General features: G+C 39.8%; 28 protein-coding genes. 10 read left to right on the forward strand and 18 right to left on the reverse strand.

What is annotated here, in order from left to right:
* Positions 1–85 precede the first annotated feature (85 nt).
* From EWU22_RS07000 to EWU22_RS07015, 4 genes are all read right to left on the reverse strand, one after another.
* Positions 86–442: a helix-turn-helix domain-containing protein gene (locus EWU22_RS07000; protein ID WP_161566808.1), complete on the reverse strand. Its 357-nt coding sequence runs from the start codon at positions 440–442 to the stop codon at positions 86–88.
* Between the two features lie 2 nt (positions 443–444).
* Entirely contained in the window at positions 445–774 is a 330-nt protein-coding gene (locus EWU22_RS07005) for a type II toxin-antitoxin system HigB family toxin (RefSeq protein WP_130925511.1), read from the reverse strand.
* Positions 775–1,002: 228 nt separating this feature from the next.
* The gene (locus EWU22_RS07010) at positions 1,003–2,109 is read right to left on the reverse strand and encodes an acyltransferase family protein (protein ID WP_130924985.1); all 1,107 of its coding nucleotides are present in this window, start codon (positions 2,107–2,109) and stop codon (positions 1,003–1,005) included.
* 6 nt (positions 2,110–2,115) lie between these two features.
* A complete protein-coding gene (locus tag EWU22_RS07015) occupies positions 2,116–3,777 on the reverse strand; it encodes a S8 family serine peptidase (protein WP_130924986.1) in 1,662 nt (553 codons plus the stop codon).
* Between the two features lie 53 nt (positions 3,778–3,830).
* Here EWU22_RS07015 and EWU22_RS07020 point away from each other — a divergent pair, with 53 nt between their 5' ends.
* The 4 genes from EWU22_RS07020 to EWU22_RS07035 are packed head-to-tail and all read left to right on the forward strand — an operon-like array spanning position 3,831 to position 7,095.
* Positions 3,831–4,235, forward strand: a complete 405-nt coding sequence (locus EWU22_RS07020) for a hypothetical protein (RefSeq protein WP_130924987.1) — start codon at positions 3,831–3,833, stop codon at positions 4,233–4,235.
* 48 nt (positions 4,236–4,283) lie between these two features.
* Complete coding sequence (locus tag EWU22_RS07025) at positions 4,284–6,518, forward strand: TonB-dependent receptor (RefSeq protein WP_130924988.1); 2,235 nt, start codon at positions 4,284–4,286, stop codon at positions 6,516–6,518.
* 11 nt (positions 6,519–6,529) lie between these two features.
* Positions 6,530–6,748 (forward strand): heavy metal-binding domain-containing protein, encoded by a 219-nt coding sequence (locus EWU22_RS07030; protein ID WP_109322608.1) that lies wholly within the window; start codon positions 6,530–6,532, stop codon positions 6,746–6,748.
* Positions 6,748–7,095: a heavy-metal-associated domain-containing protein gene (locus EWU22_RS07035; RefSeq protein ID WP_130924989.1), complete on the forward strand. Its 348-nt coding sequence runs from the start codon at positions 6,748–6,750 to the stop codon at positions 7,093–7,095. The genes EWU22_RS07030 and EWU22_RS07035 overlap by 1 nt, the downstream gene beginning before the upstream one ends.
* 122 nt (positions 7,096–7,217) lie before the next feature.
* Here the strand turns inward: EWU22_RS07035 and EWU22_RS07040 are convergent, their stop codons facing one another.
* Together EWU22_RS07040 and EWU22_RS07045 are read right to left on the reverse strand one after the other, a co-directional pair.
* Entirely contained in the window at positions 7,218–9,344 is a 2,127-nt protein-coding gene (locus EWU22_RS07040) for a Tex family protein (RefSeq protein ID WP_130924990.1), read from the reverse strand.
* Between the two features lie 26 nt (positions 9,345–9,370).
* Complete coding sequence (locus tag EWU22_RS07045) at positions 9,371–10,075, reverse strand: XRE family transcriptional regulator (RefSeq protein WP_130924991.1); 705 nt, start codon at positions 10,073–10,075, stop codon at positions 9,371–9,373.
* 108 nt (positions 10,076–10,183) lie between these two features.
* Here EWU22_RS07045 and dinB point away from each other — a divergent pair, with 108 nt between their 5' ends.
* Positions 10,184–11,371, forward strand: a complete 1,188-nt coding sequence (gene dinB / locus EWU22_RS07050; RefSeq protein ID WP_130924992.1) for a DNA polymerase IV — start codon at positions 10,184–10,186, stop codon at positions 11,369–11,371.
* Entirely contained in the window at positions 11,371–14,289 is a 2,919-nt protein-coding gene (locus tag EWU22_RS07055; protein ID WP_130924993.1) for a DNA polymerase III subunit alpha, read from the forward strand. Before dinB ends, EWU22_RS07055 begins: the two co-directional genes overlap by 1 nt.
* Before the next feature lie 178 nt (positions 14,290–14,467).
* Here the strand turns inward: EWU22_RS07055 and EWU22_RS07060 are convergent, their stop codons facing one another.
* The 7 genes from EWU22_RS07060 to EWU22_RS13245 all read right to left on the reverse strand — a co-directional run bounded on the left by EWU22_RS07060 (position 14,468) and on the right by EWU22_RS13245 (position 18,377).
* Positions 14,468–14,890, reverse strand: a complete 423-nt coding sequence (locus tag EWU22_RS07060) for a VOC family protein (protein WP_130924994.1) — start codon at positions 14,888–14,890, stop codon at positions 14,468–14,470.
* Positions 14,891–15,014: 124 nt separating this feature from the next.
* Positions 15,015–15,827 carry an SMP-30/gluconolactonase/LRE family protein gene (locus EWU22_RS07065; protein ID WP_130924995.1) on the reverse strand — a complete coding sequence of 271 codons (813 nt, stop codon included), beginning with the start codon at positions 15,825–15,827 and terminating at the stop codon, positions 15,015–15,017.
* A gap of 127 nt (positions 15,828–15,954) precedes the next feature.
* A complete protein-coding gene (locus tag EWU22_RS07070) occupies positions 15,955–16,656 on the reverse strand; it encodes an SIMPL domain-containing protein (RefSeq protein WP_130924996.1) in 702 nt (233 codons plus the stop codon).
* A gap of 117 nt (positions 16,657–16,773) precedes the next feature.
* Positions 16,774–17,139: a bleomycin resistance protein gene (locus EWU22_RS07075; RefSeq protein ID WP_130924997.1), complete on the reverse strand. Its 366-nt coding sequence runs from the start codon at positions 17,137–17,139 to the stop codon at positions 16,774–16,776.
* 26 nt (positions 17,140–17,165) lie between these two features.
* Positions 17,166–17,609: an SRPBCC domain-containing protein gene (locus EWU22_RS07080; RefSeq protein ID WP_130924998.1), complete on the reverse strand. Its 444-nt coding sequence runs from the start codon at positions 17,607–17,609 to the stop codon at positions 17,166–17,168.
* 102 nt (positions 17,610–17,711) lie between these two features.
* Positions 17,712–18,197 (reverse strand): SOS response-associated peptidase, encoded by a 486-nt coding sequence (locus tag EWU22_RS07085; protein WP_130924999.1) that lies wholly within the window; start codon positions 18,195–18,197, stop codon positions 17,712–17,714.
* A gap of 6 nt (positions 18,198–18,203) precedes the next feature.
* Positions 18,204–18,377 (reverse strand): hypothetical protein, encoded by a 174-nt coding sequence (locus tag EWU22_RS13245; RefSeq protein ID WP_161566810.1) that lies wholly within the window; start codon positions 18,375–18,377, stop codon positions 18,204–18,206.
* Between the two features lie 248 nt (positions 18,378–18,625).
* On the opposite strand from EWU22_RS13245, the gene msrB reads away from it, so the two are divergent.
* Positions 18,626–19,111, forward strand: coding sequence for a peptide-methionine (R)-S-oxide reductase MsrB (msrB, locus tag EWU22_RS07090; RefSeq protein ID WP_109322619.1), 486 nt, complete (start codon positions 18,626–18,628; stop codon positions 19,109–19,111).
* 88 nt (positions 19,112–19,199) lie between these two features.
* Here msrB and EWU22_RS07095 read toward each other — a convergent pair whose 3' ends face one another.
* From EWU22_RS07095 to EWU22_RS07110, 4 genes are all read right to left on the reverse strand, one after another.
* Entirely contained in the window at positions 19,200–19,904 is a 705-nt protein-coding gene (locus EWU22_RS07095) for a thioredoxin domain-containing protein (protein ID WP_130925000.1), read from the reverse strand.
* 181 nt (positions 19,905–20,085) lie between these two features.
* Positions 20,086–20,382 (reverse strand): thioredoxin, encoded by a 297-nt coding sequence (gene trxA, locus EWU22_RS07100; protein ID WP_109322621.1) that lies wholly within the window; start codon positions 20,380–20,382, stop codon positions 20,086–20,088.
* Between the two features lie 26 nt (positions 20,383–20,408).
* On the reverse strand, positions 20,409–20,711 hold the full coding sequence (locus EWU22_RS07105; RefSeq protein WP_130925001.1) for a rhodanese-like domain-containing protein: 303 nt from the start codon (positions 20,709–20,711) through the stop codon (positions 20,409–20,411).
* Between the two features lie 75 nt (positions 20,712–20,786).
* On the reverse strand, positions 20,787–21,389 hold the full coding sequence (locus EWU22_RS07110; protein WP_130925002.1) for a class I SAM-dependent methyltransferase: 603 nt from the start codon (positions 21,387–21,389) through the stop codon (positions 20,787–20,789).
* A gap of 35 nt (positions 21,390–21,424) precedes the next feature.
* On the opposite strand from EWU22_RS07110, the gene EWU22_RS07115 reads away from it, so the two are divergent.
* Entirely contained in the window at positions 21,425–21,835 is a 411-nt protein-coding gene (locus EWU22_RS07115; protein WP_161566811.1) for a DsrE family protein, read from the forward strand.
* 50 nt (positions 21,836–21,885) lie between these two features.
* Here EWU22_RS07115 and EWU22_RS07120 read toward each other — a convergent pair whose 3' ends face one another.
* Complete coding sequence (locus tag EWU22_RS07120; protein WP_130925004.1) at positions 21,886–23,079, reverse strand: NAD(P)/FAD-dependent oxidoreductase; 1,194 nt, start codon at positions 23,077–23,079, stop codon at positions 21,886–21,888.
* A gap of 121 nt (positions 23,080–23,200) precedes the next feature.
* On the opposite strand from EWU22_RS07120, the gene EWU22_RS07125 reads away from it, so the two are divergent.
* Both EWU22_RS07125 and EWU22_RS07130 read left to right on the forward strand, forming a co-directional pair.
* Positions 23,201–24,253 carry a c-type cytochrome gene (locus EWU22_RS07125; protein ID WP_130925005.1) on the forward strand — a complete coding sequence of 351 codons (1,053 nt, stop codon included), beginning with the start codon at positions 23,201–23,203 and terminating at the stop codon, positions 24,251–24,253.
* A gap of 4 nt (positions 24,254–24,257) precedes the next feature.
* Entirely contained in the window at positions 24,258–25,928 is a 1,671-nt protein-coding gene (locus tag EWU22_RS07130) for a bifunctional metallophosphatase/5'-nucleotidase (protein ID WP_130925006.1), read from the forward strand.
* The last annotated feature ends 506 nt before the right edge of the window (positions 25,929–26,434 follow it).

Below are 26,434 nucleotides of genomic sequence, written 5' to 3' on the forward strand. Positions count from 1 at the left end.
TTTTCGTCTCCGAAATCGCCACCTTCGCCAAGCCCCAAACCGTTAGTGGAAATGCCATGAAAATCGCGCGATAATTGGACCTTTTCTATGCGCTGTGGAGAAAAACTTCTGCAGGAATACTGAAATAATTTTTAAGTTTTTGAGCCATCTTTAAAGTGATTTCACGCTTTCCGGAAAGAATTGCTGAAACGTGTCCTTTGCTTCCAATTATTGGCTCAAGATCTTTTGCTTTTATTCCCATTTCCTGCATCTTATACTTAATAACCTCCAAAGCATCGAGCTCAGGTAATTCATACTGTTTTTCATCGAAATCCTTTACAAGAACAATCAATAAGTCCAACTCATCACCTTCAGGCGTGTTTGGTTCAGCATGAAATATTTCCATCAATCTCATTGAAGCCTTATTGTAATCCTCTTCGGTTTTTAATACTTTCCAGTTCATCATCATCGTTTTTTATAGTTCAAGATTGAGATATCAAAATCAACCGTTTCTACATTAATTTTATCGTAATCTTTATGCGGTCCAAACCAAATTACATAGCAAGCTTTCTGAGTAAAATTTATTGAAACCACTAAACGGAAATCATTTCCTTTAATATTGAAGACAACTCTTTCATTATTTACAACACTTGCATTTCCATAAATTTGTTTGAGCTCATTAAAGTTTTGAAAATCTAATTTTGAAAATTCATTGTACCAAATCAATAATGGCGTTTTTGCAATGGAGTATTTTTCGGTGTAAAATAAAATTGTCTTCTTTACCAGGATTTTCATGTCACAAACGTAATCAATAGTTTGCAATTTGCAAACTATTTTGTTTGAATTGAAATCCATGTAAGAAATTGGCGATTCAGTGGTTAAATGAAGTTTTGTGCTTCGTATCATGTTTGAAGTAAAAATCCGCCACCTTCGCCAAGCCCTGCACCGTTAAGTGAATGTCACTCCATAAAAAAGCTCATTAGGGTCACTAATGAGCTTTTTTTATGGACTTCAAATCTAGTTCTAGACTTTTAAGAACCATTTTTTACGGTAAAATACGTAGCAAATAATCCAACATACCAGTACAAAACTGATGGCATAAGCCAAAGAGCCATTGTACTTACCTAGTACAGGTTCAAATAGGTGCCAATACATCCAATTGTTTGCCGAAGTAGTGCCATCTCCTTCCGCGATTTGCCATTTGTTTAATTGGATGGCTAGGAGCTCTGAAATACCATAGGCTAAAATCGAATTGGTACCAAAAACTAAGAAAAATGTATTAGCAAATTTCCTTTCTTTGATTTCAATCCACCAATAGATCAAGGCAATTAAGATAAAGTCAATGCCTGCACATAGAAGGACAAAAGAGCTAGACCATAGCTTTTTGTTGATAGGAAAGGCAAAATTCCAAATAAGTGCCAAGACAATTAGACCAGCTCCAGCGCTCACTAATGGAAATGTAACTTCCTTGCCATCTACTCTTCTTTTCTCTAAAAAGAGGCTCACTTGATAACCAAATAAACAGGTAGAAAAGGCCGGTAAAGTACTTAATAAACCCTCTGGGTCAAAGGCGATACCATCTCCGTGATATAAATGCGAAGGACCAAATAAGAATAAATCAAGCTTGCGGACAGCATTAGTTCCTAAATCAAAGGCTGCACCATGATCTCCAAATACAAGCATCAAAATCCAATAGAGTAATAGAATGGCCACGTTGACCCCTGTGAGCCATTTTTCCTCAACAAGTAAAACAATGAAAGAAATGGCGCAATAGGAAAGTGCAATCCTAGGTAATACGTTGAGAAAACGCATGTTTTCTAAGGAAAAATCTAGGAATGGAAAGTAAAAAATGAGGTAATTGATTAGAAATAAAAGGACCGTTCTTTTTAAAATCTTATTCCTTAAGGTAGGAGTTAACTGAAATTGAAATGACTTGAAGGCAAAGCGCATCGCCACGCCTACCATGAATAAGAAGGATGGAAAGACTAAGTCGGTTGGAGTAAAACCATGCCAACTAGCGTGTTTTAATGGAGCATAGGTAAACTCACCATTTCCAGAGGTATTGACCAATATCATCATGGCTAGTGTAATACCCCGAAAAATGTCTAGGGAAAGAAAGCGTGTTTTCATGTAGGTTTAGTTTGAAAAATAAAAAGGAATCACTTGTTGGGTGATTTTATCCGTAAATCTAAAATAATATTTGCCAGAAACGAGGGGAGGTGGGTAAAAATCTTGTTGGGCATTCGTCCATAAAAATTCATGAATGATTGCTCCCCAGTTACTAATTAATTCCACCTTGATCTCAGTATTCTGTTCCCTTTCTAAGTGAATTACTTCCCCCAATCGTAGTACATTGGGGTAAATCAGGATCTTTGGCTTTTCTATTTCTTCTATACTTAAAATGGGATTCAATAGTTTGTCAATTCGGTTAAAGTTGGGGACTCCATATCCCAAAGAATTATCAGGATTATTACTTTGATGACCTGATTGTCGAATGGCATTCATCACTTGCCATGGAGATTTGTTAGGATTAGCTTGAAGCGTTCCTGCCACTAGACCTGCCATCAATGGTGCGGCAAAAGAAGTGCCATTGGAAGTTGTATAAGTTCCTAAATAACTGCCAATGGCGGTTGCCTGACCCATGGCTGCTACATCCGGCTTAATCCGTCCGTCCGAACTAGGGCCCCAAGAACTAAAGTTGGCCCGAAGCATGGATTTATCTACAGCCGCCACGGCCAAAATGGAGTCAGCATCGGCAGGAGAAGAAATGTATTTCCAGCTAGCAGCTCCTTCATTTCCCGCCGAAATGGTACAAATGATGCCTCGCTGTGCCGCCCAAGCTGCCGCTTTACTGCTTAAGGCAGTTTTACCATTCATTTCGGCATAAGTATGATTGCTTAATTTAAGATCAAAAACGGTGTAGCCTAGAGAAGAACTAATAATATCGGTTCCTAAACTGTCGGCCCATTCGGCTCCTCGCAGCCAATTGACCTCTTCTACTATTTTCTCGGTACTGCCTTCTTCTGTTTGTGCAAGGGCAAATTGAGCCTGATATGCTGTGCCAATCAGTTTACCTGGAGTAAATGCAGCTATCGTACTCAAGACATGCGTTCCATGTGAACCCTGACTATATACGTCGCTCAATCCGGGCATGGTTGTTAACGTGGCAATAATTCTTTTCTCAGAAAAGGCTCTCAAAAGAAAGGGGGTATTGTTCGCATTTTGAAAACCTTCATCTAATACGCTAATTAAAACACCTTCTCCATGAAATCCTTTGAGATGCATGTTATTAACACCCAATTGACTAATCTGTGTGCTTGAATTTCCATAATCTAAACTATCAGCCAAGGTAATGGAGGCTTGAAGCAAATCTGGGAGTTTGGGTTTTTTCTTTAAAATTTGAAAGCTTGAGCTGGAATCGATGGGGTAGGCATAGTATAAGCCTTTAACTCCAGCCTGACTTAGGGTCTTGGCCAAATCTTTGGGCTTTTGTTGTATAAGAGCTCCATTGATCCATTTCAAAGAGAATAATACTTTGGCACCACTTTTTTGAACGTTTATGAGATAATCTGGGTTTACAGGTAAGTCTTGTTCTTGTAAGGCAATCTTAAATTTCTTCCTACGTTCTATGGAGCGAGTACTAAGGAACTTGTCAGGTTGAGCAATAGAATAAGGGGAGTTAGCTTTATCTTTAAATAAAATGAGGTATCGGTAGCTGTCATTCTGAGCCAAGGTATGGGTACAGATTAACAGAAAACTGATAAAAAAAAGGAGATTAAGTGGTTTAATGAATGACATTAAGCTAATATATTTAATTAATGTGTAAATTTGGTTGTTTCAAACGTAATTTGATGAAAAGCGCGATACAACGTTTTTTCTTGGTGTTCATGTCGGCATGGCTTTTGATAGGTCATGTGGGCTTTGCCTACCGTATATCAGATTGTTTGGTAACAGGGAAAAAGAAAGTTACTTGGGCTACTCCACCATCATCTTCATCCTCATCCACAGAAACAAGCATTTCTCGGGCTGCTTGTTATGAATATGCCCATATTCAGGTCAAATTTAGTTTTGATCAACAAATCAAAAAGGTTCAAAATACCCTAGATCAAACACAAATTTGTTCGGAGGTGTTCGTTCCAACTTTTTCCAATCCAGCTAATTTAATAGCCATTGATCGGGAAGGAACTATTCAGGAATTTCCTTATTTAAAGCCATTGCATGAGCGACTGGCTTTTATTCAGCGTTACAATATTTGAATGGGCTAAAATTCAGATTGAATTTTTTCTCATTCTTATTGTAATCTTATGTCAATTCACCGAATTATATTGTTGGGATTGCTTTTTACCTTCTCGGTAGCAGTGCCCTATAGCTTTGGACAAGTGGTTCAAGGCCGAGTTATGAGCTTGGATGCTCAAGGAAACATGGAAGACCTCGTCGGTGCTTCCGTTTATTTCAAACCCATTAAGAAAGGAACTTTAACTGATGTGAAAGGAGCCTTTTCTCTGGATGTACAAGGTAAAACAGGTTGGATGATTTTTAGCTCAACAGGTTTTATCAATGATTCCATTTTTGTCGATAAAAATCAATTTTTGCACGTACACTTAAAGCCTGCGAATAAAGAGCTAAGCGAAGTGCGTGTTATTGCAGCACCAGGTAATCATGATGATGTGGCCACGCTGCATACGGAAATTTTGACAATGAAGACATTGGCCAAAGCAGCTTGCTGTAATTTGTCGGAAAGCTTTGAAACCAATGCCTCTGTATCTGTGAGTTTTGCCGATGCCGTGACGGGTGCCAAGCAGATTCAATTGTTAGGTTTATCGGGTACTTACGTGCAAACCAATGTGGAGAATATCCCCTCCATTCGAGGATTAAAAACCACATATGGATTGAATTATTTACCAGGTACTTGGATTAAATCCATTGATTTAGCGAAAGGTCAAAGCTCTGTAGTCAATGGCTATGAGTCGATTACCGGAGGAATTAATGTAGAATTAGCTAAGCCAGATACGTCTGAAAAGTATTTTTTGAATGTGTATACCAACTCTCAAGGTCGTTTTGAGATTAATCAGCAAGGAGCACATAAATTCAACTCGCGATTGTCTACAGGGCTTTTTACGCATTATTCGAAGCAAGCGGCTCGTTTGGATGGAAATGGGGATGGATTCATAGATTTACCGCTTTTCGATTTATGGAATGTGCTAAACCGCTGGAAGTATGCCACGGATCGTTGGATGGTTCAATGGGGCGCTTCGTATTTATATGAAAACCGTTTGGCGGGTCAAAATAACTTTGATGAAAATACGTCTAATCGATTTTTGGTATATGGATTTGGAAGTAAGACTTCTCGATTTGAAACCTTTGCCAAGATTGCACGATTATTCCCTGATAAACCATATCAAGGTTTAGGCTTGATTTTAAATACGGCTCAGCATCAAAATGACTCCTATTTTGCTTTCAAAAATTATGTAGGTAGGGAACAAAGTATGTATGCTAATTTGATTTACCAATCCATCTTCGATAATACCAATCATAGCTGGAAAGCAGGAGCTAGTTTTTTATATGATTCGTATCAAGAACGTTATATTGATTCATCTTTTGCTCGGACAGAATTAGTACCGGGGGCATTTTTTGAATATACTTGGACAGTGCCCAATCACCTAACCATGGTGGTGGGAAATCGCATCGATTGGCACAATCAATTTGGAGCACAGTGGGTGCCTAGATGGCATTTGAAGTGGGATGCGGCAGAAAATTGGATTGTGCGATTATCAGCAGGAAAAGGCTGGCGACGGGTGAATCCTTTGGCAGAAAATATGGGATTCTTGGCTAATGGGAGACGATTGCTGCTTTTAGGTGATCTGAATCCATTGGAAAAAGCATGGAATTTCGGAGCTACTTTGACGAAGAATTTCCAAATTGGTACGCGAAAAGGAAGTTTAGTATTGGATGCTTTCCGTACAGATTTTGAAAAGCAATGGATGGTGGATATGGAAAATGGGGGCGAACTTCGAATGTATAGTAATCCGGGAGTATCTTTTGCAAACAGTTGGCAGGCAGAATTAAATTATAGTCCTATAAAACGTTTAGAGTTGAAGGCAGCTTATCGCTACCAAGATGTTCAGGCGGATTATTTGACGGTTCAAGGAGCCTTAAATCGCTTACCTAAGGCCTATTTGAATAAGGATCGTGTATTGGTGAATATAGCTTATTCCACACCATATGAAAAGTGGAAGTACGATTTGACCTGGCAGTGGAATGGCAGCCGAAGAATTCCGAATGGAAGTTTAGCTCATGTACATGATGGAGTGAGTCCATCATTGACAGCTCCGGCATTCTCCACCGTATATGCACAGGTAACTCGCCAATTCAAAAAGTGGGAAATGTATGTAGGTGCTGAAAATCTTTTTAATTTTACCCAATCTAATCCTATCATGTCTGCCAAAGATCCATTTAGTCGGGGATTTGATGCTACCATGGTCTGGGGGCCTATTGTAGGTAGGATGATTTATACAGGAATGCGTTATAAAATTCAATAAATAGAAAAACAATGAAAAATGTAATCATGATGGCAGGTCTTATGTTGGGAACATATGGCTTGATGGCACAGGAAAAACAAGAGCATAAGCACGACACCAGCAAAGCGGGTGCGGATAAGAAAGAAGTATATCAATGTCCGATGAAATGTGAGGGGAACAAAACTTATGCAAAAAAAGGGAAATGTCCTGCTTGCACCATGGAAATGAAAGCAGTTAAAAAAGCAGCCTAATGAAAAAACTAATTTTAGCGGCCTTATTGGCCTTACCTTTTGCAACATTGGCAGGGCCTAAACAAACGGTTAAAATCAAGACCTCGGCCATTTGTGAAATGTGCAAAGAGCGTATTGAGAAGAACTTAGCTTTGAGCAAGGGAATTTCTAAATCGGATTTGGACTTGAAAGACAAGACTATTTCGGTAGAATACAATCCTAAAAAGACAGATGTGGCAGCCATCAAGCGAGCCATTGCTGAAGTGGGATACGATGCAGATGAAGTCGTGGCGGATAGCAAGAGCTACGAGAAACTACCTTCTTGTTGCAAGAAAGGTGCTGCTGCTGCTGCTGCGGCTCATAATTAGGATAAAAAACTCAACATCAACGCTCTTTTTCTAACGCTGGCAAGGTTCCAAACCTTGACAGCGTTGAGCGTTGTAACGTTTTTCAACACAATTTTGTTGTCCAATAACTTGATAACGTTGGATTAACGAGCTTTCATGCTCAGGGCTATTCGCTTGCGAGCCTCATCTACTTCGGTGACAGTAACCAGTACTTTTTGTTGGACTTTCACCACCTCATTCGGGTCTTTGACGAATTTGTCAGCCAGTTGACTCACATGTACCAAACCATCTTGGTGTACTCCAATGTCCACAAAAGCACCAAAATTGGTAATGTTGGTTACAATACCTGCTAGCTTCATTCCTACCCTTAAATCTTTAATGGAATTGACGCCTTCCGTAAATTCAAAAGCCTCAAACTGCTCCCTAGGGTCACGTCCCGGTTTAGCTAATTCCTGTACAATGTCAGTCAGGGTAGGGATACCCACCTCCGTGCTGACATATCGACTAATTTGTATTTGCTTCCGTAAGGCTTCGTTTTGAAGGAGATCAGCCACTTTACATTGCAAATCCTTCGCCATTTGCTCCACTATGGGATAACGTTCAGGATGAACAGCACTGGCATCCAAAGGATTACTCGCTTTTCGAATACGTAAAAATGCAGCGGCTTGCTCAAAGGCTTTTTCCCCTAAACGCGGCACTTTCTTTAGATCGGATCGACGTAAGAATGGACCATTTTTTTGTCGGTAATCAATGATATTTTGGGCCAATTGCGGTCCTAAACCCGAGATATAGGATAAAATTTGTTTGGAAGCAGTATTCAATTCAACGCCCACTGAGTTAACGCATGAAATAACCGTATCGTCCAATGATGCTTGTAATTTCTTTTGGTCAACATCATGCTGGTATTGCCCTACGCCAATCGACTTAGGATCAATCTTCACCAATTCAGCTAAAGGATCCATGAGTCGGCGGCCGATGGACACCGCTCCACGCACCGTGATATCTTTATCTGGAAACTCCTCTCGAGCTACTTCTGAAGCGGAATAGATAGAAGCTCCGCTTTCATTGACCATGATGATGCTAATGCCATCAAGTCGGAGATTTTTCACAAAGCTTTCGCTTTCTCTTCCTGCTGTACCATTACCAATGGCGATGGCTTCTATCTGGTATTTCTTCACCCAAGAACGTAGTGTTTGTTCGGCTTCTTGAGCCTGACCTGGGCCTGTATGCGGGTAAATGGTGGTATTCTCGATCAAGTTACCTTGTTCATCCAAATAGACCAATTTGCAACCTGTTCTAAAGCCAGGATCTAAGGAAAGGATACGTTTTTGTCCAAGGGGAGCTGCCAACAGTAATTGACGCACATTCTCGGCAAATACTCGGATGGCCTCATCGTCGGCCCGTTTTTTAGCCTCGGCCCGCATTTCCGTTTCCATGGCGGGCTGTAGGAGCCTTTTATAACCATCTTGTATGGCTAACTCTACCTGATCAGCACAAGCATTACGGCCTGTTAGGAATCGGCGTTCCAAACGGTCAAGGACATCGTTGTCTGGGCCTTCTAATGATAGCGTCAAGATACCCTCATTTTCTCCGCGAAATAAGGCTAATACTCGGTGAGATGGAGCTTGGGCTAAGGACTCTGACCAATCGAAATAGTCTTTGTACTTTATGCCAGCTTCTTGTTTACCTTTGCTAACCTTGGATTTCACCTGAGTTTTTCGAGCAAAAAGCTGACGAGCATCTTCTCTAGCTTCCGCTTTTTCCATCATCTCTTCGGCCAAAATATCTCGCGCACCTGCAAGAGCCATATCCAAAGAGAGGACGCCTTTTTCTTCGTCTAAAAACTTCTCGGCTAGGTCTTCTGGAGAGAGGTTTCTTTGTTGAAATAGGGCATTGGCTAATTCCTGTAAACCTTTTTCTCGAGCAGCCATGGCTCGGGTCTTGCGCTTAGGTTTATAAGGTAGGTACAAGTCTTCCAGCTTGGCCAAAGTTTCAGCCGTACGAACAGCTCTTTCTAGTTCTGGACTAAGTTTATCGAGCTCTTTCAAAGACTTTAAAATGGCTTCCCGACGTTTTTCTAGTTCGATGGAAAGCTCCATCGCATCCCGAATATCACGGATTTGAACCTCATCCAAACTCCCAGTCATCTCTTTTCGATAACGGGCAATGAAAGGAATTGTAGCGCCTTCTTCTAACAGGGCAATGGTTTTACGAACGGCATTCTCGCTCAGCTGTAAGCTAGCGGCTATTTTTTGAAAGGGAATGGGCATAAAAGAAATAAGAAACAGGCCTTGATTTATTCGTTGGTTTCAGGGAATTCATTGTAGAAATACCCAGCGAATTTCCAGATTTCCTGGATTTCAGTGCCTAGGATAGGATAGGGGTCGTAGAGTTTGTTGGTTGACTTTAAAATCAATACATTTTTCTCTTGCAGGTGGTTAATGACTTTTTTCAAAACTACCCCGTCTTCGCGGGTCACGACAATGCAGATGGTACCATCTTTGATGTCTTTCCAGTCTTCCACGTATTCGGCAAACACCAATGAGCCGGATTGTAAGGGTAACATGGAATCTCCTTTAATGGGGAATACGCGGTATTTACGGTCTTTGGTTAAAAAGGGAACATGGAAAGTCGGTAATTCTTTGATGAACTCAAGGTCGTCATAGGAAGTCGTATAACCAGCCAAAGCTTTTACCGGGACCATTTCAATGTTTTCTTCATTGTCTTCATTCACGGTGGTGGCTAAAATACGTAGCTTAGGTTTATTGGATAGGCCAGGGATTCTTTTCGACAAATCTTCCTTGAGTAATTCGTCTACTTCCACCTCAAAAAAGTTAGCCAATAAGATCAAATCCGCATATTTAGGTTCAGCTCTTCCCGACTCATAAGAGCCCAAAGTTGGTTTTTTTATTTGTAAGATTTCAGCCAGTTTTTCTTGGGAAGTTTTCTCCGCCATTTTGCTGCGTAAGAATCGTAAATTCTGGCTAAAAAAAGTGCTCATGTATGTTGCTTATTAAGGTAAAATGAATAAAATTCGTATCCAATTCTGGATGTCATTTGTATCGAAATTACAAAAGGTATTCAGAATACCCAAATATCTATCAATTTTATGCAAGAGCGCGCCATTGTTCATATGGATTTGGACAGCTTCTTCGTCTCTGTCGAAAGACTACGAGACAGTGCCCTGGTGGGTAAGCCCGTGATTGTCGGGGGCTTATCTGATCGTGGTGTTGTGGCGGCCTGTAGTTATGAAACACGTGCTTTTGGAGTGCGTTCTGCTATGCCTATGCGGATGGCCATGCGACTTTGTCCGGATGCTATTGTGTTACGGGGCGACCTAGAAGCCTATTCTCAATATTCAGAATCGGTGACATCCTTGATTATGGAGCGAGCGCCTTTGGTAGAAAAAGCTTCCATTGATGAGTTTTATTTGGATATGACGGGTATGGAGCGCTTTTTTGGGGCCTATCGTTTTGCTACAGATTTACGTGAACGTATTCAGAAACAAACGGGCTTGCAGATTTCCTTTGGTTTGTCGGTCAATAAAACGGTATCCAAAGTAGCCACCAACCATGTCAAACCTGCGGGTCAATATCAAGTGTTCGCGGGAGAAGAAAAGGCTTTTTTGGCACCTATGCCAGTGAGTAAAATTCCTATGATAGGGTCGGTGACAGCTCAGACGCTTCGGAATATGGGAATTGTCCATGTAGGTACTTTGAGTCAAATGCCCCTGAAAGTGTTGGAGCGTAGTTTTGGTAAGTCGGGCGTGATGCTTTGGGAGCGTGCGAATGGGATCGATTTACGCCCTGTAGTGCCGTATTCAGAACAAAAGTCTTTGTCGAAGGAAATGACTTTCGACCAAGATAGTACCGACGTGGTTTTATTGAGACGTATATTGGGTTCATTGACCGAGCAGTTGGCTTATGATTTACGGACTTTGGGACAATGTACTTCCTGCGTGACGGTGAAGTTGCGCTATTCTAATTTTGATACGCACACCCGACAAATCACCTTGCCTGCTACGGCGAGTGACCATCGCTTGATTCCAGCGGTGGTGGAACTGTTTGAAAAACTCTATGATCGCCGTTTGCTGATACGTTTGATTGGTGTGCGTTTCTCTAAATTATTGCAAGGACAAGAGCAGTTGAATCTATTTGATGATGGTGCTCGTTTGGCTCCTCTCTACCATGCCATGGACGGCTTGAAAAATCGATTTGGAGAATTCTCTATTGTACGAGCCAGTGGTTTAATGGGTCGCCATGAACGCCGTAATATCTTACCTAAATCGGAGGACTAATGTATCTTAACTGCCATTCTTATTATAGTTTGCGTTATGGGACGCTCTCTCCTGAGGCTTTGGTGGAGGCAGCTGCCGCGCAGGGGATTAAGGCCTTGGCATTGACTGACATACATCGAGTGTCGGGGATTTATGACTTTTTTCAGGCTTGTCGAGTGGCCAATATCAAGCCCGTGGTGGGGATGGAATTCAGGCAAGGGGATGCTTGTTATTATATTTGTTTGGCTAAAAATGCTGCTGGATTGGCTCAAATCAATGCTTTTGCGAGTCAACATCTATTGCATTCTAAGCCTTGGCCAGTGAGACCGCCTAGTTCGCCTGATGTGTGGACCATCTTTCCTTTGGCACGTCGAGAACAAGTCAAAAGCTTAGGCCCTCAGGAGCGCTGGGGAGTCAGAGCGAGTGATCGAAACAAATTGTGGAAAGAACAAGACTGGGCTTCTTTGGTATGGTGTCACCCTTTTACTTTTTTGGATAAAAAGGCATTTTCCATGCACCGTTTGTTGCGGGCTATCGACCACAATGTCTTATTGAGTAAGTTGCCGCTGGAGGCACAAGCCCAAGACGATGAACGTTTGTATAGTTCAGCGGAATTAGCGGATTTTTGTGCCGACTTTCCAAGCTTGCTGGAAGAAGCTGAGCGTATCTTGGAGAGTTGTGAGTTTTCTTTTGAGTTTAAGGTTAGCAAAAATCGAAAATTATTTAGTGCTAGTCAGGAGGATGATCATGCTTTATTGACTAAGCTGGCTTATGAGGGAGTGCTTTATCGTTATCCTCATAGCTCAAAAGAAGCTAAGGAGCGTGTCAAAAAAGAGCTTCAGGTAATACGAGAATTGGCTTTTGAATCTTATTTTTTGATTACTTGGGACATTATTCGTTATGCTCAATCGAGGGGTTACTTTCATGTGGGCAGGGGAAGTGGAGCCAATTCCATTGTGGCCTATTGTTTGGGTATTACGGATGTGGATCCCATAGAGCTGGATTTGTATTTTGAGCGATTCATTAATCCTCACCGAACGAGTCCCCCTGATTTTGATATTGATTTTTCTTGGGATGAGCGCAATGAGATTATTGATTACATCTTCAAGCGATATGGGGCGCAATATGTTTGTCTTTTGGCAACCTATGTGACTTTTCGGGATCGTTCTATTTACAGGGAATTGGCGAAGGTCTTTGGCTTACCCAAAGCGGAGATAGATGCTTGGATAGCCCCCACGGCCGAATTGCGGCAGTCGAATTCACAGATTCATCAATGGATTATTAAATACGGAAATCTTTTGATCGATTTTCCCAATTACCTGAGCATTCATGCAGGAGGAATTTTGATTTCGGATAGACCTCTCTCGGACTATACCGCTTTAGAGCCAATGCCCAAGGGCTTTCCGATTTGTCAATTTGATATGTATGTAGCTGAGGAAATAGGTTTTGCGAAGTTTGATATTTTATCTCAACGAGGTTTAGGGCATATTAAAGAAGCGGTAGAGATTATACGTCAGAATCGCGGAGTTAGTGTAGACATACATCGGGTTCAGGATTTTATGCAGGACGAACGGGTTAAAATGCAGCTAGAAAGTCATGAAACCATGGGATGTTTCTATGTGGAATCCCCCGCTATGCGTCAGCTAATTAAGAAGTTGCAGTGTTCGGATTATTTGACTTTGGTAGCGGCTAGTTCCATCATTCGTCCAGGAGTGGCCAGTTCGGGTATGATGAAGGCCTATATCGAAAGGCATCATGCGCCGCATTCGTATCAGCCTGTGCATCCTTTGATGGGGGAGTTGATGCAGGAGACTTATGGCGTGATGGTGTATCAAGAAGATGTGATTAAGGTGGCGCATTATTTTGCGGGTTTGAGCTTGGCGGAGGCGGATGTCTTACGTCGAGGGATGTCGGGCAAATACCGTTCTAGAGGAGAATTTGAACGTATTCGGGAGCAGTTTTTTCTGAATTGTGCTGAAAAAGGCTATGAGGAAGCGGTGGCGAAGGAGGTATGGCGACAAATGGAGAGTTTCAGTGGTTATTCGTTCAGTAAGGCACATTCGGCCAGTTTTGCGGTGGAGAGCTATCAGAGCTTGTATTTGAAGACCTATTTCCCTTTGGAGTTCATGGTGGCAGTGATTAATAATTTTGGAGGTTTTTATCGAACAGAGTTTTATGTGCATGAGGCACGCAGGGCAGGAGGATGGGTGGAGGCACCAGAGATCAATGAGAGTGATTATTTGACTCGTTTAGATGGTCAGGTGATTTATTTGGGTTGGATACATGTGAAGGGTTTAGAGAAAGGCTTGATTTACGAACTAGTAGCTGCTAGAAAACAGGGGGTATTTTTGTCGTGGGAGGATTTTGTTCAGCGAGTAAGTTTAAGTTTGACCCAGGCTATCATTTTAATTCGAGTAGGGGCTTTTCGGCGTTTAGGAATTGGGAAAAAGAATTTGATGTGGGAAGCTTATGCTCGTTTTCAAGGGAAAGTGTCGGAAGTGGTAGCTTTGGAAATATTTGAAGATAGGTCGGAGATAGGAGTATTACCCACGCTGGTACATGAGCCGCTAGAAGATGCTTTTGATGAGTGGGAAATCTTGGGTTTTCCCCTTTGCTCGCCTTTTGATTTATTAGATGAATGGCCTGTTACGAGTTTGGATGCACGCTTGTTGGCCGACCGAGGTGATATTTTAGGTTACTTGGTAACCCTAAAACCTACCTGGACGAAAAAAGGGGAACGCATGTACTTTGGTTATTTTTTGGATGCACAAGGTGCCTTTTTTGACACGGTACATTTTCCTTCCGATTTAAAGAAATATGCTTTTAAGGGTGGAGGCATTTATTGGATGCAGGGGCCAGTCATGGAGGAATTTGGTCAGCGCTCCTTGCGGGTTTTACAGATGCGTAAATTAGGCTGGAAAGCGGATCCACGGTATTAGTTAGTTATTAGGGATTAGTATTGCCGCTTTTATGCAACAATGCTATGTTTTGCATTTTTATTGCAACAACATGAGCAATCATTTCTCTATGATAAGCATTAAATAATGATACGATTATTGGATGCTAATGAAGATGAAGGGATATGTTGAATTTAGAAATAGGAAGTCATGGTATTTTTTAATCTTCAAGGTTGATTTTTTGATTTTCAAATTTTGTCATATCCAAATACATAAAATCCCAAGTATGCCCGTCCAGGTCTACTATTTTTCGTACTTGCATAAAACCTTCATCAATCATCGGGAAAGGTTCTGTACCACCTGCTTTTAGTCCAGCATCGATCATTTCATGAACTTGATTTAGGCTTTTTACAGGAAGGGAGAAGCTGGCCGCTACTTGCTGTTTGATATCAGGAATACTTTTTTTGCTATATTTTTGGAAAAGGTCATTTGACATGAGCATCACATAAATTTGTTCGCTCCAAACCATACATTTTTGCTCATCATCAGAAAACAGCGTTTTGTTGGAAAAGCCTAATTGTGCATAAAAATTCATCGATTTTTGCACATCCCTTACCGGCAAATTGATGAATATTTGCTTCATTTTTGAGTTGAATCAGGAGTTTGCCAATAGCTAATAAAGTCTTTGTTATGCTATCAAAGAAATGTTTAACATGCTTTAGTTATTGTATAGATAGTCGATGCACCTAAACACTAATCCCTAATAACTATTTCAGCTTATACGCCACAATCGATTTTTTGAAAAAAGTAGGGACATAGACCATGCGTTGCTCTGGGTTATAGCCAATGTCGGCCGTATTGTATTTTTTTTCACGCGTGTCTAGCATCGTGGTTAATTTACCCGCTTGGTCCATGTAGTAAATCAAACCTGGCCAGCATGAAACCACAAAATCTCCATTGCCTACAGGCTCAATACCATCACCACCAATTTCTGTAGTAGCAACAGGTACCAGTTTTTTATCGGCACCCGCTTTGAAAACAACGTTGGCTGTTAGCATATACAAATCATCACCTACGGCTTTAAGCCCATTAACTCCTTTGAGATCACTTAAATAGAGACTTGCTTTGCCATTTTCAATGCGGTGAACTTTTCCTAATTTGGAATCAGATACATAGACAATGCCCTGCTTGTCAACCGTGATGTCGTTTAAGCCAGTAGCACCTTCCACCTGTATTTTAGAAGTGATTTTTCCAGTAGCTAATTGGATAGCGACCACTTCCGAGACGTCGGCCACATATAATTGTTGCTTCCAAATCCCCATTCCTTTGGGTGCATTTAAGCCAGTGACCCATGATGCGTTCAGAATTTTACCATTTTTATCAAGTTTGGCAATTTCACCCTTGCCATCTACGTCCCAAGGTTGACCATCAATCAGGGCAGCATAAAGGCCACCTTGGTGGTATAAAACTGACTCAGGTACGGCGAGTGTGGTATCACTTTCCCAAACTTTTTCTAAGGTATGTTGGGCTTGTGTAGTCCAAGAAAGCAGCGCTAAGAGAGCAATAAGTAGTTTTTTCATGATAAAAATGGATAAGTAGAATAGGAAATTTGGCAAGTAAGGCTTTCAATATACAAATTTTTGTTACACAATGTAATCAGCTAATTGGCAAATCCATTAAAATCTACTTATTGATTACCCCAATCACTTAATCTAATTTAAATACAACTCGCACTTCTGTTTCTACTAGAATCTTCTCAAATTCAATGTCAATGGGAGGGAGGCTATCATTTTCTTGGGATGCTTTGGCGGTTTTCATTTGTATGCCCAGCATTCGGTTGTTGTATGGATTCATGAAATTGGAATTGTCTGAAATATACAGCGCATTTCCTAGTGCTTGATTCAGCGGTTTTGTCATCGCTAAAGCTTGCATTTTGGCTTTTTTAATAGCTTTACTTTTTAAAGTTAAAAGCAGTGATTCCATATTAGCATATTCTGTTTTTTCTAAGCTGATATTGGAAATATTTATTTGCTCCAAACCCATCATTACTTTACCAGCCGTGAGGGCACTATTGACCACTAGGCTATAATTTTTACTTTTTTGAATATCTTGTTGTTTTAAAAAATACTTTTGGAAATTGCTCGATAAGTCTTTTAAAACGAGTTGCTTATCGGTGGCTATTCCCATTGATTTTAATTTGTTATTCATGTTGTTTTCTAATTCCTCTAGGGATATTTTACCTTTGGTATCTTTTTCTGAAATGGTGATATTCAGGTAAATTCTGTCAGGACTTACGAGCGTATCTACTTTGGCAGTCGTCTCTAAATGGGCTTGATCGATGAAGTTTTTTGTTTGCGACATACCGCAAAAACTGATGAACGGAAGCAGAAATAGGGCTAATTTTTTCATATGACAAATAAGTATTTTAGGCGGTTAATAGATGAAGTAAAGATGATTGTGTTGATTCGATAAAGCACATCTAAGATTCTATAGAATTGAACACGGATGGGAGAACTATTAACTCCTTTATTTGGAAAATATTGCTTCTCCGAATGTCAACAAATTATGATCAGGGTCAAGTAAGGAAAACTCTTTTTGTCCCCAAGGTTTTGATTCTAAAGGTCCATTCGGATGGATTTTCACCTGTTTGTCTAGTAATGATTGATAAAAACCTCCTATATCTTTCGTTCTGATGTATACCTGTCCATAGTTTTCAAGTGGGTTCAAGTCTTTGAATTCGAAAAAATGGAGTTGAATTTGATCTTTTTGTAACATCAAATAGCCATCGTAATCCACTTGTCCCACTTCATGAAAGCCTAATTGGCTCATGTAATAATCCCTAGTGACGAATTTATTTCGCATGGGTAATTTAGGATGGATATCGGTGAGCATAGCTGTCAGTTTTTGAGATATGAAGTTTATTGATTTATCTGTAATTCTGCTAAGTAAAGAGTAAGTTTTTCGATGTTTTCTTGTTGACCTTTATCGGCCTGATGAGCTTTCACAATAATCTCATACATCTCTTCACTGTCAAATAGTAGAGACCAATCTAGTAGAACAGAATCACCTTGGTTTTCAAAGCTTACTGTGGTAATGAAATGAGGATTGAAGTGCTCAAATACGATTTTTTTATGAGGAATAATCTCTTTGAAAATACTTCGGTTCGGGTAATTGGTTCCATCGGGGCCGTGCATGGTCATTTTCCATTCTCCTTCATTTTGAAAATCCCATTGGTGAATGGTGTTGGTAAATCCTTTAGGGCCCCACCAATGAATGAGGTGGTCTGGCACAGTCCACACTTTCCAAAGAATATCAATGGATACTGGAAGATGTGCATAGGTGCGTAATTCTCTATTTTTCATGTATTTAGCTAGATGAAAATGTATTCAAAAGGTAGGTTTTTTTGTGAGAATATCATGATCCATTCATCAAAATGGCAGCAAAATAGATAGAGGATGGGGCTTTTATGCAAAAAGTTGGATTTGATCTCCCATATTTTTGACCTTTTGGGCCTGCATACCATTGCTGTCAAATGGCTTGAAAAAGGATTTAATCTTTTCGGTCGACATGGGGTCTAACCAATCCCTTTCTTGGTCTGCAGATAGGATTAGGGGCATGCGCTTTTTAGTATTGTGAATTTCCTCCATGAGCTCATTGGCAGGAGTGGTGATGATGGAAAAAGACGGCTCTAGCATGCTTGTTTGAGGATTATGCCAAATCGCATAGATTCCAGCCAAAGCAAAAGGACCGTTTGATTTTAAATGAACACGGTATTCGATTTTATCTTTACCCACATGTTGCCATTCGTAAAAGCCATCCACCAGTACGAGGCAGCGTTGTTTTAAGATAGAAGGCTCAAAAGAAGGTTTTTCAAAAATGCTTTCTGATTTAGCATTTAAGGTGTTTTTGGGCAATTCTCGGGCTTGTTCGGTATTGGCCCAGGCAGGAATTAAGCCCTAAGGAATTAATTGTATATGATCTGGTTTAGCTTGTGTGATGATTGGTAATGCAGCTCGAGTAAATCCCGAAATCTTACCTTTTTGAGCCATTGATTCATCATATTTTGCCTGTGCTTTGAACCTGTTTTCTAAAACTTTATTGGAGCTAGTTTGGTCAGTGTAGTAGCACATAGGAGAAAATTGTAAATTATAAATGGAGAATGACGAATGGTAAATTATCTTTCCAATTTAGTATCTTTTAATTATTAATTCTAATTGAAATATAATCCTCATTATTCTTTCATTTTTTAAGTTTCTATCTATTCATATTTTTTATTTCACAATTCACCATTTATAATTTGCCATTCTCCAAAGACTACTTTGTGAGTGTAATTGAAACAATCTCCATTTTTTCTCGTTATTTGTAAAAAAAAACATTTATGAAATCTCTATTTATTTCTTGTATCGTTTTTTTATGTTTTCAAGCTTGCGGTCAAAGACCCAAGGATGCTGCTCAAGCAAATATACCTATGAAAGATTTACCACATTCAGAGGCCGAATGGAAGGCCAAATTAACGCCAGACGAGTATTATATTTTACGTCAAAAAGGGACAGAAAGACCTTTTACGGGCAAGTTTTTGATGCACAGCGAAAAAGGAGTGTATACTTGCAGAGGTTGTGGTGCTCATTTATTCTCCTCCAATTCAAAATTTGATGCGCATTGTGGATGGCCAAGTTTTGATAAAGAAATTAAGGCTGGAGTGATTAAAGAAACAGTTGATAATTCACTAGGTATGCGTCGTATTGAAATAACCTGTGGAAAATGTGGTGGCCATTTAGGTCACGTTTTCGATGATGGCCCAACCGAAACGGGTTTACGTTATTGCGTGAATTCGGTTTCTTTGAGCTTTGAAGCAAGCAAATAAAGAATGGGGAATTGTAAATGGTGAATGGTAAGCGTTTCGGATATCTTAATTATTCAAAATATATAATTTATCATTCACCATTTACCATTTACAATTTATCTAGTTCTTCTCTCCCAATTAACCCAACGTTTTTCCAAGTTAGTTTTCCGTTTTGGTATAGTTCCAAATAGGGAATAGCTTCAATGTTTTTGGCTTTAGCTAATTCTGGATTTGCATCTACGTCGATTTTAATCAATTCGACGGCCCCCTTTTGATCTTTTACATAAGCTTCTAAGATGGGACTTAGTTGTTTGCAAGGGCCACACCAAGTGGCGTTATAATCAATGATAACTCGTTTCTTGCCTTTAATTTGAGTTTCAAATGCAGTCAATGTCATGCCTGCTTGTTGACTTGGAGCTCCAATTTCCGTTGATAGTGGCAAGCTGGCTGCATTCCAAGCTAAGATACCACCACCTAAATTATATACTTCTTTGAAACCCATAGAAACTAATTGTTGGGCTGCTTGAGAAGAACGACCCCCCGATAAACAATAAACATATATCGCTTTGTTTTTATCCAAAGCCTCTGCCGTTTGTTGAAATGCCTCAGAACTGATATCTGCCGAAATGGCTCCAGCAATATGTCCGCCGGCAAATTCTTCAGGAGTTCTGACATCCAATACTTGCTTTGCAGGACTAGTTTGTAGGGCTGATTGAAATTCTGTAGCACTTAGGTCTTGTAGCCCATTCCCCGCAGGCGTGGAGCAAGAGAAGAGAATTAAAGAAGTTAATAGGGAAAATAGAAGGGATTTCATATAAATGTAGAATGTAGAATGTAGAATGTAGAATGTAGAATGTAGAATGTAGAATGTAGAATGTAGAATGTAGAATGTAGAATGTAGAATGTAGAATGTAGAATAATTTGTTAAGTTATAGATCTTTTCTCTGTTTGGTTAGAGATAATTCTACATCCTACATTTTTAATTCTTCGTTGATTTAGCTATACTGCTGAATGATTCCTACCAAGGTATTTGCTGGAATAACGCCTGATTGTCGCCAGACGGATTTACCATTTTTGAATAAAATCATAGTAGGTACTGAGCGAATCTGGAATTTTTCTGCTGTTTTGCGGTTTTTATCCACATCCACCTTGATGATTTTTGCCGAATCTCCAATTTTGGCTTTTACTTGTTCCAAAATAGGTTTCAATTGTTTGCAAGGTCCGCACCATTCTGCCGAAAAATCGACAAGTACTGGCTGCTCTGATTTCAATAATTCTGAAAAATTGCTCATAATATTGGCTTTTTATATAGACTAAACTATCTTAATGACATCCAAGTTCCACCATTGTGTACTTGTTGGAATCCATGTGATTTCAACAAGCGTTTGGCAGCACCACTACGCATACCTGAGGCGCAACAAGTGATGATTACATCATCTTTTTTCAATTTGCTTAAATTACTAGTCAAAGTCTGTAAAGGTAAATTTAATGAACCTTTCACATGCCCTTGTTTGTACTCTGCTACTGTACGAACATCCACAATTTTAGCACCAGATTTGATTAAAGCTGCTACATCTATTTTAGGTCCCAAACCCAATAAATTTTTAAGAAATTCAATCATGTTTTTGATTATTTATACCACAAAAGTAAGCTTGATTTTAGCCTTACGGCGTGACAATTGTCTCTTCTTGATCGCTTATACTAGGCTTTTACTAGCAAGAAAATCAATGACATAAGCCTTGCCTTGATGCAGTGGGCCTTCGTTTAACAAGGTTTCTTTTACTTTGGAATATTCTTTGGTCAACCCTGCAAAATCTTCGTTTAACTCATCTAAATCGAATAACATATTTAAATCCTTTGGACCACCTGAATTTAAGCCCATTTGATTTTTATGAAATCCCTCCAAAATGATTTTACCTCCAGGTTTTAACCATTTGATACATTGCTGATGAAATTTACGTCTTTCTTCAGGATTTTGATGGAAGTATACCAAAGCAATAGCATCAAAGGATTCAAAAGGATAACGTACGCTGGCCGCATCAATGCATTCATAATGCAAATTGACGGATTTGTCACCCGCTAATTTATTGGCTTTTCCTTGGGCGGTGTCACTGCTATCAAAGGCATGAACTTCCCAGCCTATTTGTGCTGCAAAAACAGCGTCTCTACCTTCTCCTGCGGCAGGTACAAGAAGCCGGCCAATGGATAGTTTTTGCAATTGTTTTTTAAAGAATTGATTCGGTTCTACACCATATTGATATTCTTTTGAATCATATCGTGAATTCCATATTGCTTTCATGTGTAGATTGTTTACTTTCGAAAAAAATTATGAAAATGAAAAAAATCGCCCTGTTTACTGTTATGGTGCTATGTGTAAGTTTACATGCATTAGCTCAATCTCCTGCTCATAAAATTGTGATTCAGGTGAATACTTCGGATACCACTGCTTGGCATGGTGTGGTACGTAATATTGGTAATTTGCAAACTGCTTTGGGTCCAAATACTTCTATTGAAGTGGTGGCTCATGGTTCAGGTATTGGTTTATTAATAGATTCAAAAACAACTCAAAAGGCCAAAATAGCTGAGTTATCAGCCAAAGGGGTGTCATTTGTAGCTTGCGAGAACACCATCCGTATGAATAAAATAGATAAAGCAACTCTACTTCCCCAATCTGGTTTTGTACCATCGGGTGTTGCTGAAGTTATTTTAAAGCAAGAAGCTGGTTGGTCTTATTTGAAGCCATAATCAAGTAACATGAGAGAAAGAGCTGGGAGCACAAAATGCTTCCAGCTTTTTTACATTTTACCGGGTAATATTTCATTCCAATAGAGCCATGGCAATATTTTGGTTTTCAATTGGTACATGGACCATCTCTCTTTAGATTGGTCAAAAGGAAAAGTTTCTGTCGGTACATTATTATAATCAAATTCTGCTAAGACCAATTTTCCGTATCCAGTCACGATGGGGCAGGAAGAATAACCATTGTAAGATGCTTTTAATGCATCACCTTTGATCAGCGATAAAAGGTTAGCCACCAATACTGGGGCTTGCTTACGTATAGCGGCCCCCGTTCTAGAGACAGGTATACCAGCTACGTCTCCACATGAAAACACATTGGGGAAACGAACATGTTGTAAGCTATGCTTATCTACTTCTACCCAGCCTGCTTGATTTGCCAAAGTACTTCGACGAATAAAATCAGGGGCTGATTGGGGCGGGGTTACATGAATCATGTCATAATCCACCCAATATTCTTGGCCTTTATTTGCCTCTCCTAGTCCAACGAATTTCGCTTTTTTGGCGGGACCATCAATTTCTACTAATTGGACAAAAAAATGGGTTTTAATGCCATAGCGATGTATGACTTGTTTCAACGTTTTCTCATATTTTTCTACGCCAAATACACGAGTCCCACCGCTCCAAAATTGGATATCGGCTAGTTTATGATGCTTTTTGAAATAATCAGATGAGAGGTACATCACTTTTTGAGGTGCGCCTCCGCATTTAACTGGAGTGGGAGGATTGGTAAAGATGGCCTTTCCGCCTTGTGGCAGGGCTTGTACACATTCCCAAGTATATGGAGCCGTTTCAAAGCTATAATTGGAACAAACCCCATTTTTACCTAGACTTTCTTTAAGTCCCTTAATTTCAGACCAGTTGAGCTGAATGCCAGGGCACACGATGAGGTAATCGTAGTAAATGGATTCTCCATTGCTCAGTTCCACTTTATTTTTTTCAGCTTGCACATCTGTTACCATGGCTTTAATCCAGCGAACTTTTTCTGGCATCACCGAAGCCTCGTCGCGAACCGTCTTTTGAATATCATATACACCGCCTCCCACTAAAGTCCAAGCAGGCTGATAATAATGTTTTTCAGCTGCATCAATCAGTGCAATGTCCAAGGAGGAATCTTGTCGGAGTAGTTGGTTGGCTACAGAAATTCCAGCATTCCCTCCACCAATGATGATGATTTGATGGTGAATTCTCATGTGGTTTTTGTTTTAATTATATGTAATATTATAGTATTCAAGCTTAGTAATTCGTGATATTTGTCACTACAAGAGGTAAATGGACCGACTAATTTTGAATGATTTACCACCATTATTAGATATGAAAACCAATTCCCCTAAGAGCTCGCTGGATAGCTTAATTCAATTGTTGTATGCCCTTGTCATCTTATTGCTTGGACTAATGGCGTATTTGTTTTTTGGACAGATTCATTCACATAAAAGTGTAGCAGCCAAAACAGATTCGAGTGCTGTTTTTATTCAGCCAGATTCCAATTTCACACATGTGTGGACTGCGCCGTCCGACTGGCGTATGATGTATTTACCAGCTGGTCAAAAGGAATTGGTGCTCTATGGGAGGGAATTGATTGCGCATACATCGGATTATTTGGGACCTAAAGGCTCGGTTAGGGCGATGTCAAATGGCATGAATTGCCAAAATTGTCATTTAAAGGCCGGTTCTCAACCTTGGGGAAATAATTATTTTGCTGTGGAATCCACTTATCCTAAGTTTAGAGCTAGATCTGGGACGATAGAAAATCAAGTTAAAAGGGTGAATGATTGTTTTGAACGCAGTTTAAATGGAATGAAACTTGACTCTACGAGTAAGGAAATGCAGGCCATTTTAGCCTACATTGCATGGCTTGGAAAAGATGTGGCTAAAGACGTTAAGCCTAAGGGCTCAGGGATTTTTAAATTGAAATTCCTGAAACGTGCTACTGATCCTGAAAAGGGTAAATTAGTCTATGATGCCAAATGCCAATCCTGTCATCAGTCCAATGGGGAAGGGGTATTTGCTGAAGGAGGCAAGTCTTATATCTATCCTCCACTTTGGGGAATGCATAGCTATAACGAAGGTGCGGGTTTGTTTCGAATATCCAATTTGGCAGGTTATGTGAAGTACAATATGCCCTTTGGTTCGACCTATGAAAAAGCTCAATTGACTGACGAAGAAGCCTGGGATGTAGCTGCATATATCAATTCCATGCCAAGACCTAGCAAAGATTTATCTAAAGATTGGCCGGATATTTCAGGTAAGCCCTTTGATCATCCCTTTGGTCCTTATGTTGATTCTTTCCCGGAATCTCAACATAAATATGGTCCATATAAACCTATCAGTGATTGGATCAAAAAACACAAAAAATCAAAAAGCTAAACCGATGAACTCAAGAAGGAAATTTATACAAGGTGGATTGCTGAGTAGTGTAGCTGCTTTAACACCACTTGCTTCCTTGGAAGCAAATGAGGCTTATCCACATTCTATTCCTGTAAAACCAAGTTCGGGCAAAATTACTATTTTACAAACAACCGATGTGCATTGTCAGTTGCATGCGCATGATGAGTTGTTTTGGGAGAAAGATGAGCTTGTCTTTCGAAAAACAGGAGGCTATGCGCACATGGCCACGGCCTTAGATCGCATGAAGCAGTCGAATCCGGAGAATACAATTACGTTAGATACTGGGGACATGTTCCAAGGTTCTATGCTATCAGTTAAGACAACTGGTCAGGCATTTGTTCCATTGTTGAATGCAATGAACTATGATTTATACCTACCTGGAAACTGGGAAGTAGTGTATTATAAGAAAAACATGCAAAAACTTTTAGGTGGACTTTTAGCACCTAAAATTTGTGCTAATATGTATCACGATTTAGGTGATGGCAAGAAAGGGGAATTGATTTTTCAGCCCTATCAAATTATGCATCGATTAGGGGTAAAAATAGGTTTCTTAGGATACACCGATCCTTTGGTACCTCTTCGGCAATCACCCATGTATAGTAAGGGTATTTTATATTCCAAACCGGAGGAAAATCTAAGAGAATATGTCTCAATTTTAAAGGAGCAAGAGCAATGTGATTTTGTCATTATTCTATCTCATTTAGGTCTTTCTCAACAAATTGCCTTAGGGAATAATCCGCATTGTGAAGGCGTAGATTATATTTTTGGGGCGGATACACACGAGCGAGTACGTAAACCCATTCAAGCAGCTTATACGAAAATTGTAGAGCCAGGAGCTTTTGGCTCCTTTATTGGGAAGTTGGATATTCAAGTCAAAGAAGGCAAAGTGATTGGCTCAACTTATGAATTAGTGGAAGTTGATCCCATAAAATATCCTGCTAAAAAGGAAATATTAAACTTAGTAAATGATTTAGAAGGTCCATGGAAATCTCAGATTAACCAAGTGTTAGGTTATAGTACCTTGCCTTTGTACCGAAATTTTGTCGTTGAAAATACCATTGATACGTTAATTGTTGATGCTTTAAAATGGAAAGTTAATGCCGACGTGGTTTTATCCAATGGTTTTCGATTTTGTCCACCACGCATCCCTGGAAAGGATGGAAAAGTAGCAATTACTGAGGGCTATTTATTTGATATGTTACCTGTGGATTCCACGATTCGGACGGCGAAGGCGACAGGTCAACAAATCATGAATTGGTTAGAAAAGGAATTGCAGAATGTGTTTGCTCAGGATGCGTCATTACGTTTTGGCGGATGGCTCATTCGTTTTAAGGGAATGCAAGTTGAGTTTAAAGCATTTGAGCGAGTAGGTCATCGGGTTCAAAAAGTTATTATTGGAGGGGCACCCTTAGAGCTAGAGAAATCATACGTATTGTGTGCATGCGAACGCGACGGAGACCCTGAGGATATGCTTTGTCGCATGAAAGGGGTAAAGGAAGCAAAGAATACAGCCTATACATTACATGGTATGATGAAAGAGTATTTAGCTAAATTCTCACCAGTGACGCCAACCTTACGTCATGATGCTAAAATCCTTGATGGTCCGCAGTCTTTATTGAGTCAAGTAACAGGGGTGGATTATTCTTTTAGATAATTGAAGATTTAATATTAGTTGTTAGTTATTAGGGATTAGGTATTAGTTGTTAGTTATTAGGGATTGGGTATTAGGTATTAGTTGTTAGGGATTAGTTATTAGAATGAAAGGCTACAACAATTATAATTCATAATTTATCATTTACAATTCATCAAGCTGCGTTCCAACTAACAGTTCAATGTAAAATTTTTGATAGGAAACACCGTCGTTCAGCCCTGCGAAATGTGATGAACGCAGCGGTAGACGAGGTTTTGACCTCAGCATAGGCCATGTGCGTTGGCGTCAAAAGTATAGGCGATAGCGGAGTGAATCACGGTTCCGCGAAGCAGAATTCGCCTTGGCTGAACGACAAAAAAGAAGTTTTTTTGTTTCTTTTTTTGTCCAAAAAAAGAAAATCTCTAGTATTTGCTGAAACACAGTGTTATTGTTAAAACAACAAGAAATAGTCCTAAAAATAGCTTTGTCGAAGATTTAATTCATACGGTCTTTCTTTTTTTTCATAAAAA

The organism is Aquirufa nivalisilvae, assembly GCF_004307455.1.
In the GTDB taxonomy this organism is placed as follows: Bacteria; Bacteroidota; Bacteroidia; order Cytophagales; family Spirosomataceae; genus Aquirufa; species Aquirufa nivalisilvae.

Bases quoted from the DNA above. Each gene is read 5' to 3' on its own strand.
- EWU22_RS07000 (WP_161566808.1), bottom strand. From the start codon at position 442: ATGAACTGGAAAGTATTAAAAACCGAAGAGGATTACAATAAGGCTTCA.
- EWU22_RS07005 (WP_130925511.1), bottom strand. From the start codon at position 774: ATGAAAATCCTGGTAAAGAAGACAATTTTATTTTACACCGAAAAATAC.
- EWU22_RS07010 (WP_130924985.1), bottom strand. From the start codon at position 2,109: ATGAAAACACGCTTTCTTTCCCTAGACATTTTTCGGGGTATTACACTA.
- EWU22_RS07015 (WP_130924986.1), bottom strand. From the start codon at position 3,777: ATGTCATTCATTAAACCACTTAATCTCCTTTTTTTTATCAGTTTTCTG.
- EWU22_RS07020 (WP_130924987.1), top strand. From the start codon at position 3,831: ATGAAAAGCGCGATACAACGTTTTTTCTTGGTGTTCATGTCGGCATGG.
- EWU22_RS07025 (WP_130924988.1), top strand. From the start codon at position 4,284: ATGTCAATTCACCGAATTATATTGTTGGGATTGCTTTTTACCTTCTCG.
- EWU22_RS07030 (WP_109322608.1), top strand. From the start codon at position 6,530: ATGAAAAATGTAATCATGATGGCAGGTCTTATGTTGGGAACATATGGC.
- EWU22_RS07035 (WP_130924989.1), top strand. From the start codon at position 6,748: ATGAAAAAACTAATTTTAGCGGCCTTATTGGCCTTACCTTTTGCAACA.
- EWU22_RS07040 (WP_130924990.1), bottom strand. From the start codon at position 9,344: ATGCCCATTCCCTTTCAAAAAATAGCCGCTAGCTTACAGCTGAGCGAG.
- EWU22_RS07045 (WP_130924991.1), bottom strand. From the start codon at position 10,075: ATGAGCACTTTTTTTAGCCAGAATTTACGATTCTTACGCAGCAAAATG.
- dinB (WP_130924992.1), top strand. From the start codon at position 10,184: ATGCAAGAGCGCGCCATTGTTCATATGGATTTGGACAGCTTCTTCGTC.
- EWU22_RS07055 (WP_130924993.1), top strand. From the start codon at position 11,371: ATGTATCTTAACTGCCATTCTTATTATAGTTTGCGTTATGGGACGCTC.
- EWU22_RS07060 (WP_130924994.1), bottom strand. From the start codon at position 14,890: ATGAAGCAAATATTCATCAATTTGCCGGTAAGGGATGTGCAAAAATCG.
- EWU22_RS07065 (WP_130924995.1), bottom strand. From the start codon at position 15,827: ATGAAAAAACTACTTATTGCTCTCTTAGCGCTGCTTTCTTGGACTACA.
- EWU22_RS07070 (WP_130924996.1), bottom strand. From the start codon at position 16,656: ATGAAAAAATTAGCCCTATTTCTGCTTCCGTTCATCAGTTTTTGCGGT.
- EWU22_RS07075 (WP_130924997.1), bottom strand. From the start codon at position 17,139: ATGCTCACCGATATCCATCCTAAATTACCCATGCGAAATAAATTCGTC.
- EWU22_RS07080 (WP_130924998.1), bottom strand. From the start codon at position 17,609: ATGAAAAATAGAGAATTACGCACCTATGCACATCTTCCAGTATCCATT.
- EWU22_RS13245 (WP_161566810.1), bottom strand. From the start codon at position 18,377: ATGTGCTACTACACTGACCAAACTAGCTCCAATAAAGTTTTAGAAAAC.
- msrB (WP_109322619.1), top strand. From the start codon at position 18,626: ATGAAATCTCTATTTATTTCTTGTATCGTTTTTTTATGTTTTCAAGCT.
- EWU22_RS07095 (WP_130925000.1), bottom strand. From the start codon at position 19,904: ATGAAATCCCTTCTATTTTCCCTATTAACTTCTTTAATTCTCTTCTCT.
- trxA (WP_109322621.1), bottom strand. From the start codon at position 20,382: ATGAGCAATTTTTCAGAATTATTGAAATCAGAGCAGCCAGTACTTGTC.
- EWU22_RS07105 (WP_130925001.1), bottom strand. From the start codon at position 20,711: ATGATTGAATTTCTTAAAAATTTATTGGGTTTGGGACCTAAAATAGAT.
- EWU22_RS07110 (WP_130925002.1), bottom strand. From the start codon at position 21,389: ATGAAAGCAATATGGAATTCACGATATGATTCAAAAGAATATCAATAT.
- EWU22_RS07115 (WP_161566811.1), top strand. From the start codon at position 21,425: ATGAAAAAAATCGCCCTGTTTACTGTTATGGTGCTATGTGTAAGTTTA.
- EWU22_RS07120 (WP_130925004.1), bottom strand. From the start codon at position 23,079: ATGAGAATTCACCATCAAATCATCATCATTGGTGGAGGGAATGCTGGA.
- EWU22_RS07125 (WP_130925005.1), top strand. From the start codon at position 23,201: ATGAAAACCAATTCCCCTAAGAGCTCGCTGGATAGCTTAATTCAATTG.
- EWU22_RS07130 (WP_130925006.1), top strand. From the start codon at position 24,258: ATGAACTCAAGAAGGAAATTTATACAAGGTGGATTGCTGAGTAGTGTA.